This window comes from Fusobacteria bacterium ZRK30, assembly GCA_024628785.1.
Classification (GTDB): domain Bacteria; phylum Fusobacteriota; class Fusobacteriia; order Fusobacteriales; family Fusobacteriaceae; genus Psychrilyobacter.
The window spans coordinates 328,496-344,077 of the sequence record CP102405.1 but is presented as its reverse complement, the minus strand read 5'-3'; the positions used below and the strand labels follow the sequence as shown (position 1 = coordinate 344,077).

Annotated in this window: 9 protein-coding genes; all 9 read left to right on the top strand. The window is 34.1% G+C overall.

From position 1 onward, the window contains the following. The first annotated feature begins 88 nt into the window (after window positions 1–88). The 9 genes from rpoB (at window position 89) to dnaG (ending at window position 15,566) form a co-directional block, all read left to right on the top strand. The gene (rpoB, locus tag NRK67_06600; GenBank protein UUV19169.1) at window positions 89–3,637 is read left to right on the top strand and encodes a DNA-directed RNA polymerase subunit beta; all 3,549 of its coding nucleotides are present in this window, start codon (window positions 89–91) and stop codon (window positions 3,635–3,637) included. A gap of 138 nt (window positions 3,638–3,775) precedes the next feature. Further along, window positions 3,776–7,735, top strand: coding sequence for a DNA-directed RNA polymerase subunit beta' (gene rpoC / locus NRK67_06595; protein ID UUV19168.1), 3,960 nt, complete (start codon window positions 3,776–3,778; stop codon window positions 7,733–7,735). Between the two features lie 185 nt (window positions 7,736–7,920). Further along, complete coding sequence (gene gmk, locus NRK67_06590) at window positions 7,921–8,478, top strand: guanylate kinase (GenBank protein ID UUV19167.1); 558 nt, start codon at window positions 7,921–7,923, stop codon at window positions 8,476–8,478. 20 nt (window positions 8,479–8,498) lie between these two features. After that, window positions 8,499–8,708 carry a DNA-directed RNA polymerase subunit omega gene (rpoZ, locus tag NRK67_06585; protein UUV19166.1) on the top strand — a complete coding sequence of 70 codons (210 nt, stop codon included), beginning with the start codon at window positions 8,499–8,501 and terminating at the stop codon, window positions 8,706–8,708. 1 nt (window position 8,709) lies between these two features. Continuing rightward, the gene (locus NRK67_06580) at window positions 8,710–9,696 is read left to right on the top strand and encodes an FAD:protein FMN transferase (GenBank protein ID UUV19165.1); all 987 of its coding nucleotides are present in this window, start codon (window positions 8,710–8,712) and stop codon (window positions 9,694–9,696) included. 114 nt (window positions 9,697–9,810) lie between these two features. Beyond that, window positions 9,811–10,305: a type II secretion system GspH family protein gene (locus tag NRK67_06575; GenBank protein ID UUV19164.1), complete on the top strand. Its 495-nt coding sequence runs from the start codon at window positions 9,811–9,813 to the stop codon at window positions 10,303–10,305. 138 nt (window positions 10,306–10,443) lie between these two features. Then, on the top strand, window positions 10,444–11,406 hold the full coding sequence (locus NRK67_06570; GenBank protein UUV19163.1) for an IS30 family transposase: 963 nt from the start codon (window positions 10,444–10,446) through the stop codon (window positions 11,404–11,406). Window positions 11,407–11,571: 165 nt separating this feature from the next. After that, window positions 11,572–13,608, top strand: coding sequence for a sodium-translocating pyrophosphatase (locus tag NRK67_06565; GenBank protein UUV19162.1), 2,037 nt, complete (start codon window positions 11,572–11,574; stop codon window positions 13,606–13,608). Window positions 13,609–13,787: 179 nt separating this feature from the next. Continuing rightward, window positions 13,788–15,566 (top strand): DNA primase, encoded by a 1,779-nt coding sequence (gene dnaG, locus NRK67_06560; protein UUV19161.1) that lies wholly within the window; start codon window positions 13,788–13,790, stop codon window positions 15,564–15,566. The last annotated feature ends 16 nt before the right edge of the window (window positions 15,567–15,582 follow it).

Sequence of the window (15,582 nt, the reverse complement as noted above, 5' to 3'; positions counted from 1 at the left end):
AATAGTTCATATATTGGGTAATGATGGGAATCGGCCTAAGATATTAACTATTAATTTTCAATGATATAAAGATAAGGAGCGTGAATTGATGACAAAGCTTATTAAAAGAACTAGTTTTGGAAGGATAAAAGAGAGAGGTACAATGCCTCATTTCTTAGAATTCCAATTAAACTCGTATGAGGACTTTTTACAGGCTAAAAAAGATCCTACTTCAAGAGAGAACAAGGGATTAGAGTCGGCCTTTAAGGAGATATTTCCAATAGAATCTTCTAATGGTGACATTAAATTAGATTATGTAGGGTATGAGTTACATGAAAATGAACCTCCATTAAATGACGAATTAGAATGTAAAAAAAGAGGAAAGACTTTTTCATCTTCTTTAAAAGTTAGACTTAGATTAGAAAATAAAAAAGCAGGGAACGAAATACAAGAGAGCTTAGTTTACTTTGGAGAAATCCCTAGAATGACTGAACATGCTACATTCATAATAAATGGTGCAGAAAGAGTAGTAGTTTCACAACTACACAGATCACCAGGTGTATCTTTTACTAAGGAAGTAAATATCCAGACAGCTAAAGATATGTTCACTGGTAAGATCATTCCATACAAGGGAACTTGGTTAGAATTTGAAACTGATAAAAATGATTACTTAAATGTAAAAATAGACAGAAAGAAAAAAGTATTAGCACCTGTATTTTTAAAGGCAGTAGACTTCTACGAGACTAATACAGAGATAATGGAAGATCTATTAGAAACTAGAGTAAAAGATCTTACAGAATACTATGAAAAGTACTCTAACAGAGACGAATTATTATCTGTTCTTAGAACTAGAATAGAGGGAAGTTTCATAAAGGAAGACGTTTATGATGAAGAAACTGGAGAGATCATCTTAGAAGCAGAGAGTGTTATAGATGAAATGTCAGTAGAAAAGATCATAGATGAAAAATTAGAAACTCTTACTTACTGGGAAGTTAAACCTGAAGATAAGGTATTAGCTAATTCATTATTAGATGATACAACTGAAAATTCAGATGACGCTGTAATGGAAGTATTTAAGAAACTAAGACCGGGAGATATGGTAACTGTAGATTCAGCTAGATCTCTTATCAGACAAATGTTCTTCAACCCGCAAAGATATGACTTTGCTTCAGTTGGTAGATACAAGATGAATAAAAGATTAAAATTAGATGTTGCAGAGGACATAGTTGTATTAACTAAGGAAGATGTAATGGCTACTATCAAATATGCAATAGGGTTATATGGTGGAGATGGACATACAGATGATATAGACAACCTTTCTAACAGAAGGGTAAGAGGGGTAGGAGAACTACTTCATATGCAAATCAGATCAGGATTAGCTAAGATGAACAAGATGGTAAAGGAAAAAATGACTGTACAAGATGCATCTGCACTTACACCGCAATCATTATTGAATACTAGACCACTTAATGCACTTATCTTAGATTTCTTCGGATCAGGTCAATTATCACAATTCATGGACCAATCTAATCCACTAGCAGAATTAACTCATAAGAGAAGAATATCTGCATTAGGACCTGGAGGACTTTCTAGAGAAAGAGCAGGATTCGAGGTTAGAGACGTACATGACTCACATTATGGAAGAGTTTGTCCAATAGAAACTCCAGAGGGACCAAACATCGGACTTATAGGATCTTTAGCAACTTATGCCAGAGTAAATAAGTATGGATTTATGGAAACTCCATATGTAAAAGTAACTGATGGAGTAGCTGATTTTGAAGATATCAGATATTTAGCAGCAGATGAGGAAGAGGGATTATTTATTGCCCAAGCCGACACTGTAATGGATGAAGAAACACATGAAATCACTGGTGATGGATTATGTAGATTTGGACATGAAGTTGTATGGGTAGACGGTAAGAAGATAGATTACTTAGATGTATCACCTAAACAAGTAGTATCTGTATCAGCTGGATTAATTCCATTCTTAGAGCATGATGACGCCAATAGAGCATTAATGGGATCAAACATGCAAAGACAAGCAGTACCTTTACTTAGAGGAGAAGCTCCATTCGTTGGAACTGGTCTTGAGAGAAAGGTAGCAGTAGATTCAGGAGCCGTTGTTGTTTCTAAAACTACAGGAGAGGTAACTACTTTAGATGCCAGCAAGATAATCATAACTGAAAAAACTAAAAATGGAACTAAAGATCATGTATATAAGATGTTAAACTTTGAAAGATCTAACCAAGCTATGTGTTTACACCAAACACCATTAGTAAACATGGGTCAAAAAGTAGAAGTAGGAACTATCTTAGCAGATGGACCATCTACAAAAGGTGGAGATTTAGCACTTGGAAGAAATATCTTAATGGCATTCATGCCTTGGGAAGGATATAACTTCGAGGATGGAATCTTGATATCTGACAGACTTAGAAAGGAAGATGTATTTACTTCACTTCATATAGAAGAGTATGAAGTAGATTCTAGATCTACTAAGTTAGGAGATGAAGAGATAACTAGAGAGATCCCTAATGTAGGAGAAGAAGCTCTTAGAAACTTAGATGAAAGAGGAATCATAAGAGTCGGAGCAAAAGTGGGACCAGGAGATATCCTGGTAGGGAAGACTACTCCAAAGGGAGAGACTGAACCACCTGCAGAGGAAAAATTATTGAGAGCTATCTTTGGTGAAAAAGCCAGAGACGTAAGAGACACATCACTTAAGATGCCTCACGGTTCTAAAGGTACAGTAGTAGAAATCTTAGAATTAGCTAGAGAAAATGGAGATGAATTAAAAGCTGGTATCAATAGATCTATCAGAATATTTATCGCTGAAAAGAGAAAGATAAACGTAGGAGATAAGATCTCTGGACGTCATGGAAATAAAGGGGTAATCTCAAGAGTATTACCTGCAGAAGATATGCCATTTTTAGAGGATGGGACACATGTTGATATCGTACTTAACCCACTAGGGGTACCATCACGGATGAATATCGGGCAAGTACTAGAGGTACATTTAGGACTAGCTCTTGGATTTATGAAAGATGAAGACGGAGACGACGGTGTATACATCGAAACTCCAGTATTTGATAGTGGAGATAAAGAGTCTGGTGGCCATGAGGCAACTATAAAGAACTACCTGGAAGAAGCTGGATTCGATAGATCTGGTAAGGTAAACTTAATAGACGGTAGAACAGGACAACCATTTGATAATCCTGTAACTGTAGGACGTATGTATATCCTTAAACTTCATCATTTAGTTGAAGATAAGATGCATGCTAGAGCAATCGGACCATACTCATTAGTAACTCAGCAGCCACTAGGTGGAAAAGCACAATTTGGTGGACAAAGATTAGGAGAGATGGAAGTTTGGGCACTTGAAGCATATGGAGCTTCTAGCATCTTACAAGAGATGTTAACAGTGAAATCAGATGACGTTATGGGTAGAACTAAGACCTATGAAGCCATCGTTAAAGGTGAAGAGATGCCAGAAGCAAGTTTACCAGAATCATTTAAAGTATTATTAAAGGAATTCCAAGCATTAGCATTGGATATTGAATTATTTGATACTGAAGGTGACGTAATAGACGTTTCAAGTGACTTAGCAAAAGAGGAAATCATCACTGAATTCTCATTGGCAGACTTAAAAGAAGAAGATTAATCAAACGAGCAGTTTGAAATTATAGATAGGGTTATATAAAGACAGAATATAGCAGGGAAAGGTGTACTTTCCCTGCTAAAACCTGCCCTTAAAAAGCTTATTTTTGAAAAGATTTAATTAAGGAGGCTATTTAATAGTATGGGAATAAAAAACTTCGAAAAAATTAGAATTAAACTTGCATCTCCAGATAAGATCCAGGAGTGGTCATTTGGAGAGGTAACAAAACCAGAAACAATAAACTATAGAACATTAAATCCAGAATTTGATGGTTTATTCTGTGAAAGAATATTCGGACCAACAAAGGACTGGGAATGTGCTTGTGGAAAATATAAGAGAATGAGATACAAAGGCCTTGTATGTGAAAAGTGTGGGGTTGAAGTAACTAAATCAAAGGTAAGAAGAGAAAGAATGGGACATATTCAATTAGCAGCACCGGTAGCACATATCTGGTACTCTAAAGGAACTCCTAACAAGATGGCTCTTTTAATAGGTATATCTCCAAAGGAATTAGAATCGGTACTTTACTTTGCTAGATACTTAGTATTAAGTCCTGCTGATACTGGTTTAGAAGTTGGAAAAATATTAACTGAGAGAGAGTATAAGTTATACAGACAGCAGCATGGAAAAGCTTTTGAAGCTAAGATGGGTGCTGAAGGTATCTTAAAATTATTGGAAAGAATAGATCTTAAAAAATTATCTCAAGAATTAGAGAAAGATTTTGAAGAGGTTACTTCTGCTCAAAAAAGAAAGAAATTAGTTAAGAGATTAAAAGTTGTAAGAGACTTATTATCTTCTGAAAACAGTCCTGCTTGGATGATACTTAAGAGTGTTCCTATCATTCCTGCTGATCTTAGACCAATGGTACAATTAGATGGTGGAAGATTTGCTACTTCAGACTTAAATGATCTATATAGAAGGGTAATCAACAGAAATAACAGATTAAAGAAGTTATTAGATATTGGTGCACCTGAGATCGTAGTTAAAAATGAAAAAAGAATGCTGCAAGAAGCTGTAGATGCCCTTATCGATAACGGTAGAAGAGGTAAACCAGTAGTAGCTCAAAATAATAGAGAATTAAAGTCATTATCAGATATGCTTAAAGGTAAGCAAGGAAGATTTAGACAAAACTTACTAGGAAAACGTGTGGACTACTCAGCAAGATCGGTAATCGTAGTAGGACCGACGTTAAAATTACACGAATGTGGAATTCCTAAGAAGATGGCATTGGAATTATATAAGCCATTTATCATGAGAGAATTAGTAAAGAGAGAGATCGCCGGAACTATTAAGACTGCTAAGAAATTAGTAGAAGATGCAGATGACTGTGTATGGGAAGTAATTGAAGACGTAATCGCTGATCATCCAGTATTATTGAACAGAGCCCCAACACTGCATAGATTATCTATCCAGGCTTTCCAACCAGTATTAATTGAAGGTAAAGCAATCAGATTACATCCATTAGCATGTTCAGCATTCAATGCCGACTTCGATGGAGACCAAATGGCAGTACATTTAGTATTATCACCTGAATCTATCATGGAAGCAAAAACTCTTATGATGGCTTCAAATAATATCATAGCACTATCAAATGGTGAACCTATAATTGTACCATCTCAAGATATGGTAATGGGTTGTTTCTATATGACAAAGGAAAAGCCGGGAGCTAAAGGAGAAGGAATGAACTTCTCAAATAAGAACCAGGCAATCACAGCTTACCAAAATGATATCATCGAAACACACGCGATTATTAACGTAAGAATGGGTGAAGACGAAGATAGATATATGGTAACTACAACTGTAGGAAGACTTTTATTTAACGCGTTATTACCGCATGATGCAAAGAGATACGATGTAACATTTGGTAAGAAACAGTTGAAAAACTTGATCACAGGTCTATTTAAAACTCATGGATTTACTCTTACAGCTAAGTTAATCAATGATATTAAAGACTTTGGTTTCCACTATGCATGTTTCGCAGGAATAACTGTAGGAATAGAAGACATGACAATTCCTGCAACTAAAAAAGATATCTTAGCAAAAGCTGACCAAGACGTAGCTGATATTAACAATGCTTATAAAAATGGAGAAATCATTAACGAGGAAAGATATAGAAGAACAGTTGCAATCTGGTCACAAGCTACCGAAGATGTAACTACAGACATGATGAAAGGTCTAGACGACTTTAACCCAGTAAACATGATGGCCAACTCAGGTGCCAGAGGTTCCATCGCACAGATGAGACAACTAGCTGCCATGAGAGGACTAATGGCTGATACAACTGGTAAGATCATCGAAGTACCTATCAAAGCCAACTTTAGAGAAGGACTGACAGTAATGGAATTCTTCATGTCATCACATGGAGCAAGAAAAGGACTAGCAGATACGGCCCTAAGAACAGCTGACTCAGGTTACTTAACAAGAAGATTAGTAGATATATCACATGAAGTTATCGTAAATGAAGAAGATTGTGGAACTCATGAAAACATCGAAGTTGCCAACCTGATTTCAGAAGGTAACATCATTGAATTCTTACATGAAAGAATTTTAGGTAGAGTAATAGCAGAAGATCTTTATCATAATGATGAATTATTGTACCCTAGAGATACAATGATGAATGAGGAAATAGCACAAATTATCGTAGATAAAGGTGTTAGATCAGTTAAGATAAGATCTCCGTTGACATGTGCTCTTGAAAAGGGAGTTTGTAGAAAGTGTTATGGTAGAGATTTATCTAACCATAGAGATATCCTATTAGGAGAAGCTGTAGGAGTAATCGCAGCCCAATCTATCGGAGAACCTGGTACACAGCTTACAATGAGAACTTTCCATACAGGAGGAGTTGCATCGACATCGATCGCTCAAAATACTATTAAAACAGAAAATGATGGTGTTGTAGAATTCCAAGAGATTAGAACTTTATTAAATAAAGAAACTAATGAATTACAAGTGGTTTCTCAAGGTTCAAAAATAATCGTTGGAACATATGAATATACAGTAACAACTGGTTCAATCCTAAGAGTAGAGGAAGGACAAACAGTTAAAACTGGAGATACATTAACAGAATTTGACCCATACAATATACCTATTATCGCTGAAAAAGATGGTAGAATTGAATATAGAGAACTATTCATTAAAGAAATATATGATGAAAAATATGATGTTACAGAATATCTTGCAATCAAACCAGTAGAAACTGGGGACGTCAACCCAAGAGTTATTATATTTAACTCTAAGGATGAAAAAGTTGCAGAATATGTAATTCCATATGGAGCATATTTATTGATGAAAGAGGGAGATAAAGTATATGAAGGAGACATCATAGCTAAGATCATCCCGGAAACATCAGGAACAAAAGACATCACTGGTGGTCTTCCAAGAGTACAAGAATTATTCGAGGCTAGAAATCCTAAAGGTAAAGCAATCTTAACTCAAATTGATGGTAAGGTAGAAATTACTGGAAAGAAGAAGAAAGGTCAGAGAATAATCTTAGTAAGATCTATGGAAGATACTGACATAGTTAAAGAATACTTAGTTCCAATGGGAGAACATTTAATTGTTACTGATGGAATGATAGTAAAAGCCGGAGACAAGCTGATTGAAGGTGTTATTTCACCACATGACGTACTTGAGATCAAAGGTTTAGTAGAAGCTGAGCAATTTATCCTAGAATCTGTACAACAAGTATATAGAGACCAGGGAGTTTCGGTAAACGATAAGCATATCGAGATTATTGTTAAGCAGATGTTTAAGAAAGTAATAATCTTAAACGCAGGAGGATCATTATTCTTAGAGGAAGAGGTTATCGAAAAGAGAACTGCAGATCTTGAGAATAATATCCTTAGAAAAGCTGGTAAGAAAGAGATAGAGTATAGATCTGTAATCCAAGGTATCACCAAGGCCGCAGTAAATACTGATAGTTTCATCTCAGCAGCATCATTCCAAGAAACTACTAAGGTTCTTTCAAACGCAGCAATTGCAGGAAAAGAGGATTACTTAGAAGGATTAAAGGAAAATGTAATCATAGGTAAGAGAATACCAGCAGGTACAGGATTCCATGAATACGAAGATTTACATATAAAGACTGTAGAAGAAAATTAAAAGATAGGCGACGTAGTCGCCTATTTTACTATAAATATACTAGACCCCCTCAACATTTTCATGAAATTTTACGATTATAAAATTCATTTTAACTTATAAATTTTTATAGGGAAAAATGAACTCTAAATAATTGGTGTTTTTTTATTTGTAGAGAAAGGGATGAGGGCTATTAAAGGAGAATAAATATGGGAAGAGGAAGATTATTTGTTGTATCCGGTCCAAGTGGGGCAGGAAAATCAACAGTATGCAAACAAGTTCGCAGAGACCTAAATATTAATTTAGCTACATCAGCAACTACCAGATCTCCTAGAGAAGGGGAAGAGAATGGTAGGGAATATTATTTTTTAACTTTGGAAGAATTTAAAAAAAGAATAGAAAATGATGAATTTTTAGAGTATGCTAATGTACACGGGAATTATTACGGGACATTAAAATCTGAAGCAGAATTTAGGTTAGGACGTGGAGAAAATGTAGTCTTAGAGATAGATGTACAGGGTGGAATTCAAATAAAGAAAAGATTTGATGATGCATGTTTAGTTTTCTTTAAAGCTCCGACAGAAAAAATATTGGAGGAAAGACTTCGTGGAAGAGGGACTGAACCTGAAGAAACTGTCCAGTTAAGACTAAAAAATTCACTGAAAGAGATGGCTTTTGAAGATGAGTATGATCATGTGATAATCAATGAAACTGTAGATAAATCTGTGTTGGAATTGATAGAAATAATAAAAAAAGAAAGTAACTAACTAATACTGGAGGAATAAAAATGAAAAAGAAAGTAACTTATGATGAATTATTAGAAAAAGTACCTAACAAATATAAATTAGCAATGACTTTAGGTAAAAGATATGGTCAAATAGTAGCTGGAGAAGCTCCTTTAGTAAAAGTAAGAAAAAAAGATACTGTAGCAGAGATAGCAAGCAAGGAAGTTATAGAAGGTAAAGTAGAGTTAGTGAGAGGAAATCTAGAGGGATAGTATGAAAAAAATTCTATTGATTTTTATCTTGTTACTCCTAATTGGGTGTGGAAAAAAAGAAAAGAAAAAAATAGTAGAAAGAAAATTCGCCTTTGGGACCATGATAGATATGGTAGTTTATTCTGAAAACTCTGCACAAGCTAAAAAAGCCATAGAGCTGGCTTTTGAGGAGATAGAAAGAATAGATGATAAGTTTAATACTCATAAAGAGGATAGTGTGATTTATAAGATGAATCACAACCCGGGGAAATTTTTTGAATTGGATAGTGAAGGTTTATATCTGTTTTCAGGCGTAAAACAGACTTATGATTTGAGCAAAACTAAGTATGATATTACTATAACTCCACTGATGAAAGTCTGGGGTTTTTTCGACGAATCTGATAGGGTAAAGATCCCTAAAAAAGATCAATTGGAAAAAGCTATCAGGATGGTAGATTATAAAAATTTAGAAGTTACAGGGAATAAAATAAGACTGAAAACTTCTAAAAATGAAATAGATACAGGATCATTTTTGAAGGGATATGCCATCCATAGAGCTAAGATTATATTGGCTGAAAATGGAGTGGAACACGCCTTTATAAGTGCTATATCCAGTATTGAAACTTTGAATAAAAAGCCAGAAGGGGAATCATGGAAGGTTGGGCTACAAAACCCGGAAGATCCCTCTAAGGTATACCATATAATAGGAGTAGATGACAAATCCATGGGAGTATCCGGGGATTATCAGATCTATGTAGAGATAGATGGTAAAAAATATCATCATCTGCTAGATAGAAAAACTGGATATCCTGTGAGGGACAGAAAGATGGTAGTAGTTATCGGAGAAGATGGTTTCTTTGCTGATATGTATTCGACAGCTTTCTTCTCTATGCCAATGGAAGATGTGATGGATTATGTCAATAATAAAGATGATTTAGAGGTAATGATAGTAAAAGCTGATATGTCTGAAGTATATAGTGATGGATTTAAAAAATATATGGTTAAATAATATATTGAGTAGGTGTAATTTATAATTACACCTATTTTTATATCAAAAATATAACAATTGATGAATAAATATAGTATAATTGTTTTATAATTAAAACTAGTAAGGGGGAGAGAGATGAAAGAGAGAAAAAAAGGGTTTACACTGATAGAACTGCTGGTAGTCATAGCAATAATAGGTATATTAGCCACAACCCTGGCTCCTAAGTTAAGGGAGCAGTTAGCTAAGGCAAAGGATTCTAAAGCCATAGCGGTGTTGGGATCAGCTAGAACAGTGGCAAATGTTATTTTATTGGAAAAAATAGTGTTGGATTCAACCAGTGATGGGGCAATAGTAATATCAGCTCAGGAAATATATGATAGACTAGATTCTAAGGCTCAATCTGTATATACAAACCCAGGTACGCATTATTTAAGAATAGGTGGAAGCAAAACTGAGGATGATGGAGAAAGATCATATGGTGGTTCTGTATATTACACTAATTTTGCAGGAACAAATACAGAGATTACAGTTAGTAATGATTCTTTAGATTTTGGACTAGCTCCATATATTTCTGGAGGTGTTCCAGTTAAAGACTACAGTATGGAAGGTAAAAAATGGACTGAATATTAAAAATATTAATTTAGGAGTCGATCAATTGGTTGGCTTTTTTATTTTTCAACTTGAATTGTATAATTAAATGCAACAAAAAAAATTCATAAATATTTCCTTGGTATAATGTAAGTGCGACCAAACATTAAAGGAGTATTTATGAATCATAAACATTTTACCATTGAAGAAAGAGAAAGTATATTTAAATTTTTAGCGCAAAAAAAATCAATTAGTTTTATTGCAGCTAAATTAAAGAAAAATAGAGTTAGTATTTATAGAGAAATTAATAGAAATTCAGTTGATGGTGAGTACACTCCTAATAAAGCCCAGTTTTTATACAAAAAAAGAAAACAACTTTGTGGAAGAAAGCACAAATTAAGAGATTCGATCCTTTTGGTAGATATTCAAGAAAAGTTAGAATCAGGTTGGAGTCCAGAACAAATATCAGGAAGAGCTAAATTAGACAACCAATATTCTATTTCATTTAAAACAATTTATAGAGCAATATATCTTGATTTTCTTACGGAGAGTACTAAATACCTTTTAACTAGAAAAGGCAAACAAAAGCCTAGAGGATTGAAAGAAACAAGGGGTAAAATCCCTAATAAAAAGATGATAGAAGAAAGGTCTGAAGAAGCGAATGATAGAAGTGAGATTGGTCATTTTGAAAGCGATACTATCGTTGGCGCAGGAAAAAAAGGTGCTATGATGACTTATGTTGATAGGAAATCAAGATATCTTGTAGCGGAGCTAATGATTAATAGAAAATCAGATACTTTTAATGAGGCAACAATAGAGAATTTTAAATATATACCTAAAGAATACATAAAAACATTTACATCGGATAACGGGAAAGAATTCTCTAAATTTAAAGAATTAGAGGAAGCATTAGGTATTAAAGCTTATTTTGCTAACCCTTATCACTCATGGGAGAGAGGAACAAATGAGAATACAAACGGTTTATTAAGGAGAACTTTCCCTAAAGGGACTATTTTTAGTAAGATAAAGAGATGTGAATTTTATAAAGCGGTAAACAAAATTAATAATAGACCAAGGAAGTGTTTAAATTGGAAAACCCCAAAAGAAGTATTTTGGGGTGAAATTGAAAAGTGTTGCATTTAATTTGACAACGTAAGCAATAATAAAAATAACCTTAAAATATAAAAAAATTAATTTTGAAAAAGGTAAAATATAAACTATACTTAAACTGAACGAAATTATACTTATATATCACTTACTTAAATTACGTTAGACACCTTAGGTGAAACAAAAATTTATAGGGGGAAAATGATTATGGTTAATTTATTGTTATTGGGAATAGTTGGTGGACTGTTAGCATTGATAGCTTCATATTTTTACGCTACAAAAGTGAATAAATATAAGATTAATGATGTTAAGGTCGAAGAGATAACTGAAGCGATCAGAGAGGGTGCCATGGCATTTTTATGTGCCGAATACAAGGTATTGGTATGGTTTGTTTTAGGTGTTTCAGTTTTATTAGGAGTATTTTTAAGTCCGTATGTGGCACTTACCTTTATATTGGGAGCAATTACATCAGCAGTTGCCGGAAATTTAGGGATGAGGATAGCTACGAAAGCTAATGGAAGAACCGCTATAGCCGCGAGAGACGGAGGTCTGTCAAAAGCATTGGATGTAGCCTTTGCAGGCGGAGCCGTTATGGGGTTAGCAGTAGTAGGTTTAGGACTTATCGGTGTTTCAGCATTGACTATAATGTTTGATGGAAACATGGAAATTATAACAGGGTTTGGTATGGGAGCATCATCTATTGCCTTATTTGCAAGGGTAGGTGGAGGAATCTATACTAAAGCAGCCGATGTAGGTGCAGACTTAGTAGGAAAGGTCGAAGCAGGGATACCTGAAGATGATCCGAGAAATCCGGCAACTATCGCAGATAATGTGGGAGATAATGTAGGAGATGTAGCAGGAATGGGAGCCGATTTATTTGAATCATATGTAGGTTCAATGATAGCCACTATGGCACTGGGAGCTACTATTTCAGGAATTGGTTTAGAAAATCTTTTAGTAAAAGCAAATTATATGTTAGACCCTAAATTGGCACTTATAATGGCGCCTATCTTAATAGCTTTTGTAGGGATTATAGCATCTATAATCGGAACATTTACGGTAAAGACAGATAACCCGGATGAGGTTTATCATAAATTAGAAAATGCAACTAGGATTTCAGGTGTGTTAGCACTTATAGGAGCTTTTGGTGTTGTTAAATATCTAGGGATTTCAATGGGTGTATTTTATGCAATTGTTTCTGGATTAGTAGCAGGATTAATTATAGCTTATTTCACAGGTTTATATACTGATACAGGTAAAAAATCAGTAAATAGAATTTCAGATGCAGCCAAAACTGGACCAGCAACTGCAATAATCGAGGGGTTAGCAGTGGGAATGGAATCTACTGTAGCACCTATAATAGTAATAGTAATAGCTATTTTAGCAGCCTTTAATTTTGCAGGGCTTTATGGAATAGCCATTGCAGCAGTAGGAATGTTGTCGACTACAGGTATGGTAGTAGCAGTAGATGCGTATGGACCAGTAGCAGACAATGCAGGTGGAATCGCAGAGATGTGTAACTTACCGGAAGAGGTAAGAGCTTGTACAGATAGATTAGATGCAGTAGGAAACTCTACAGCAGCAGTAGGAAAGGGTTTTGCCATTGGATCAGCAGCACTTACGGCATTATCACTATTTGCAGCCTATAAGCAGTCGATAGAGGCTCTATCAGGAAGGTCATTGGTAATTGATATAACTAATCCTAAAGTAATAGCAGGATTATTCATTGGTGGGATGCTTACATTCTTATTCTCAGCACTAACGATGACGGCAGTAGGGAAAGCAGCCATGGAGATGGTAGAAGAGGTTAGAAGGCAATTTAGAGAGAATCCAGGGATTATGGATTATACCGCTAAACCTGACCATAAAAAGTGTATAGATATATCTACAAAATCATCGTTGAAGGAAATGGTAATACCAGGATTATTGGCAGTATTAGCTCCGGTAATTGTTGGGTTATGGTCTCCAGAAGCTTTGGGAGGATTATTGGCAGGAGCACTTGTTACAGGAATATTAATGGCTATCATGATGGCAAATGCCGGTGGAGCTTGGGATAATGCTAAAAAGCAGATAGAAGCAGGTTATGGTGGAGATGGAAAAGGATCTGACAGACATAAAGCAGCAGTAGTAGGAGATACAGTAGGGGACCCATTTAAAGATACTTCTGGGCCATCATTAAATATCTTGGTTAAACTTATGTCTATAGTTTCATTGGTATTAGTTCCATTATTTATATAATGTGACAATAAAATTATAAATTTAGAGCCAGAGAATTTTCTCTGGCTCATATTGACTTCTAATAAGTAATTTTAAAATAAAAACAAAAATATTCAAAATAGTATTAAAAATACTTGAAATAATGAATATTATGGGATATACTGAAATGTAGTATCAAAATAAATTAAGATGGTGTTTTTATGAGATTTAGAAATGAAGATTTAGATAAGGTTATAACACAATTGAATATTGTAGAAGTTATAGGCGAATATGTCGATTTAAAGAAGACAGGTTCTAATTATAAAGGTCTTTGCCCATTTCATAAAGATACTAATCCTTCCTTTATGGTAAGTACCTCAAAGAACATATATAAGTGTTTTGTTTGTGGTGCAGGTGGAAATGTTATTAAATTCTATATGGAATATAATAAATTGACCTATGGGGAAGCAGTTTATGAGTTAGGTAAAAAATATAAATTAGACATAGCTCCTATAAGTGGTAATAGTTCAGAGGATAGAAATAAGAAATATTATAAGATATTGGATGAGGCACTTTCATTTTTTAAGGAAAATATTTTTTCTAACTCTGGAAGGGAAGCACTTTCCTATCTAAATAATAGGGGAATGCAGCCTGATTTTATAAGGGAAAATAATTTAGGTTATGCACTGAATGGCTGGGATTCACTGTATGATCATTTGATAAAGAAGGGATACGATCCTCCGATCCTATCTAAATTAGGTTTAATAAAGAGCGGTGACAAGGGGTATTACGATACCTTTCGTGACAGGATAATCTATCCAATTTATTCACCAGGTGGAAATGTAATCGCTTTCGGTGGTAGAACAATGAGTGATAGAAAGGATATTGCAAAATATCTGAATTCACCAGAAACCCCGGTATTTCATAAGGGACGAAACCTTTATGGGATAAAAAATAAGGGAAATAGTATTAGAAGAAAAAATTATGCCCTCCTGATGGAAGGCTATATGGATGTATTGGCGGCCCATGCCTATGGATTTGATGTGGCATTGGCTCCTTTGGGAACAGCTTTTTCTAATGAACAGGCTGAACTTCTAAAAAGATATACATCTAATGTAATTATCGCTTTTGATATGGATAATGCCGGAAGGGTTGCCAGTGAAAAAGCCAGTCTAGTCTTAAAAAAATATGGATTTAATATAAGGGTTTTAGAACTGAAAAATGCTAAAGATCCCGATGAATTTTTAAAAAAATATGGTAAGACTGAATTTTTGAAATCAGTAAAAAACTCAAAGGAGATCTTTGATTTTTTATATGATTATTATGTTAAGGAATATGATTTAAGTAATTTTATGGCAAAGCAAAATTTTATAGGTAGATTTAAGGAATTTTTTCTATCTGTAGAAACTGATTTGGAAAAAAGCTTGTATTTGAATAAATTATCAGTATCGTTAGGGATGGAAAAAGAGGTTGAAATATTAAAAAAAATCTTAATCCAAAATAATGGAGATATTGTGGTACCTAAAAGAATAGAGAGACCGCTTTCAAAAACAAGATCATTAAAAATAGATGAACTGGAATTAGAAACATTAAAACTTTGTTTAAAGGATAAAAAATATTTTGAAAAATTTAAAAATAAGACTATAACTTCTCCCTTTGTTCAAAATATATTTGATACAATTGAGCAAAATGGAGATCAGAACTATATACAAGAACTACTGCGTGGGAATTTTTTTAAGTTAGAGGAGGAAGAGGAGGAGATAATACTAAATATATCTACAGAACTTTCTGCTAAAACTGAAGATGACATTATGAATACTTATATTGAGGTTTATAAGAGGTGGTTTGTAAAAGAGATCGATGAAAAGATGGGATTTTTTAAAACAAATGATATAAAATCATTTTTAAGTTGTAAAAAAATAAAGGAAAAAATAATTGGTGATATAAAGATAGATGATTTAGAGGAAAATTATAAAGAATTTATTTCTATGAAAATTTGATTTGTAAGTGTTGAGG

Bases quoted from the DNA above. Each gene is read 5' to 3' on its own strand.
- rpoB (UUV19169.1), top strand. From the start codon at position 89: ATGACAAAGCTTATTAAAAGAACTAGTTTTGGAAGGATAAAAGAGAGA.
- rpoC (UUV19168.1), top strand. From the start codon at position 3,776: ATGGGAATAAAAAACTTCGAAAAAATTAGAATTAAACTTGCATCTCCA.
- gmk (UUV19167.1), top strand. From the start codon at position 7,921: ATGGGAAGAGGAAGATTATTTGTTGTATCCGGTCCAAGTGGGGCAGGA.
- rpoZ (UUV19166.1), top strand. From the start codon at position 8,499: ATGAAAAAGAAAGTAACTTATGATGAATTATTAGAAAAAGTACCTAAC.
- NRK67_06580 (UUV19165.1), top strand. From the start codon at position 8,710: ATGAAAAAAATTCTATTGATTTTTATCTTGTTACTCCTAATTGGGTGT.
- NRK67_06575 (UUV19164.1), top strand. From the start codon at position 9,811: ATGAAAGAGAGAAAAAAAGGGTTTACACTGATAGAACTGCTGGTAGTC.
- NRK67_06570 (UUV19163.1), top strand. From the start codon at position 10,444: ATGAATCATAAACATTTTACCATTGAAGAAAGAGAAAGTATATTTAAA.
- NRK67_06565 (UUV19162.1), top strand. From the start codon at position 11,572: ATGATTATGGTTAATTTATTGTTATTGGGAATAGTTGGTGGACTGTTA.
- dnaG (UUV19161.1), top strand. From the start codon at position 13,788: ATGAGATTTAGAAATGAAGATTTAGATAAGGTTATAACACAATTGAAT.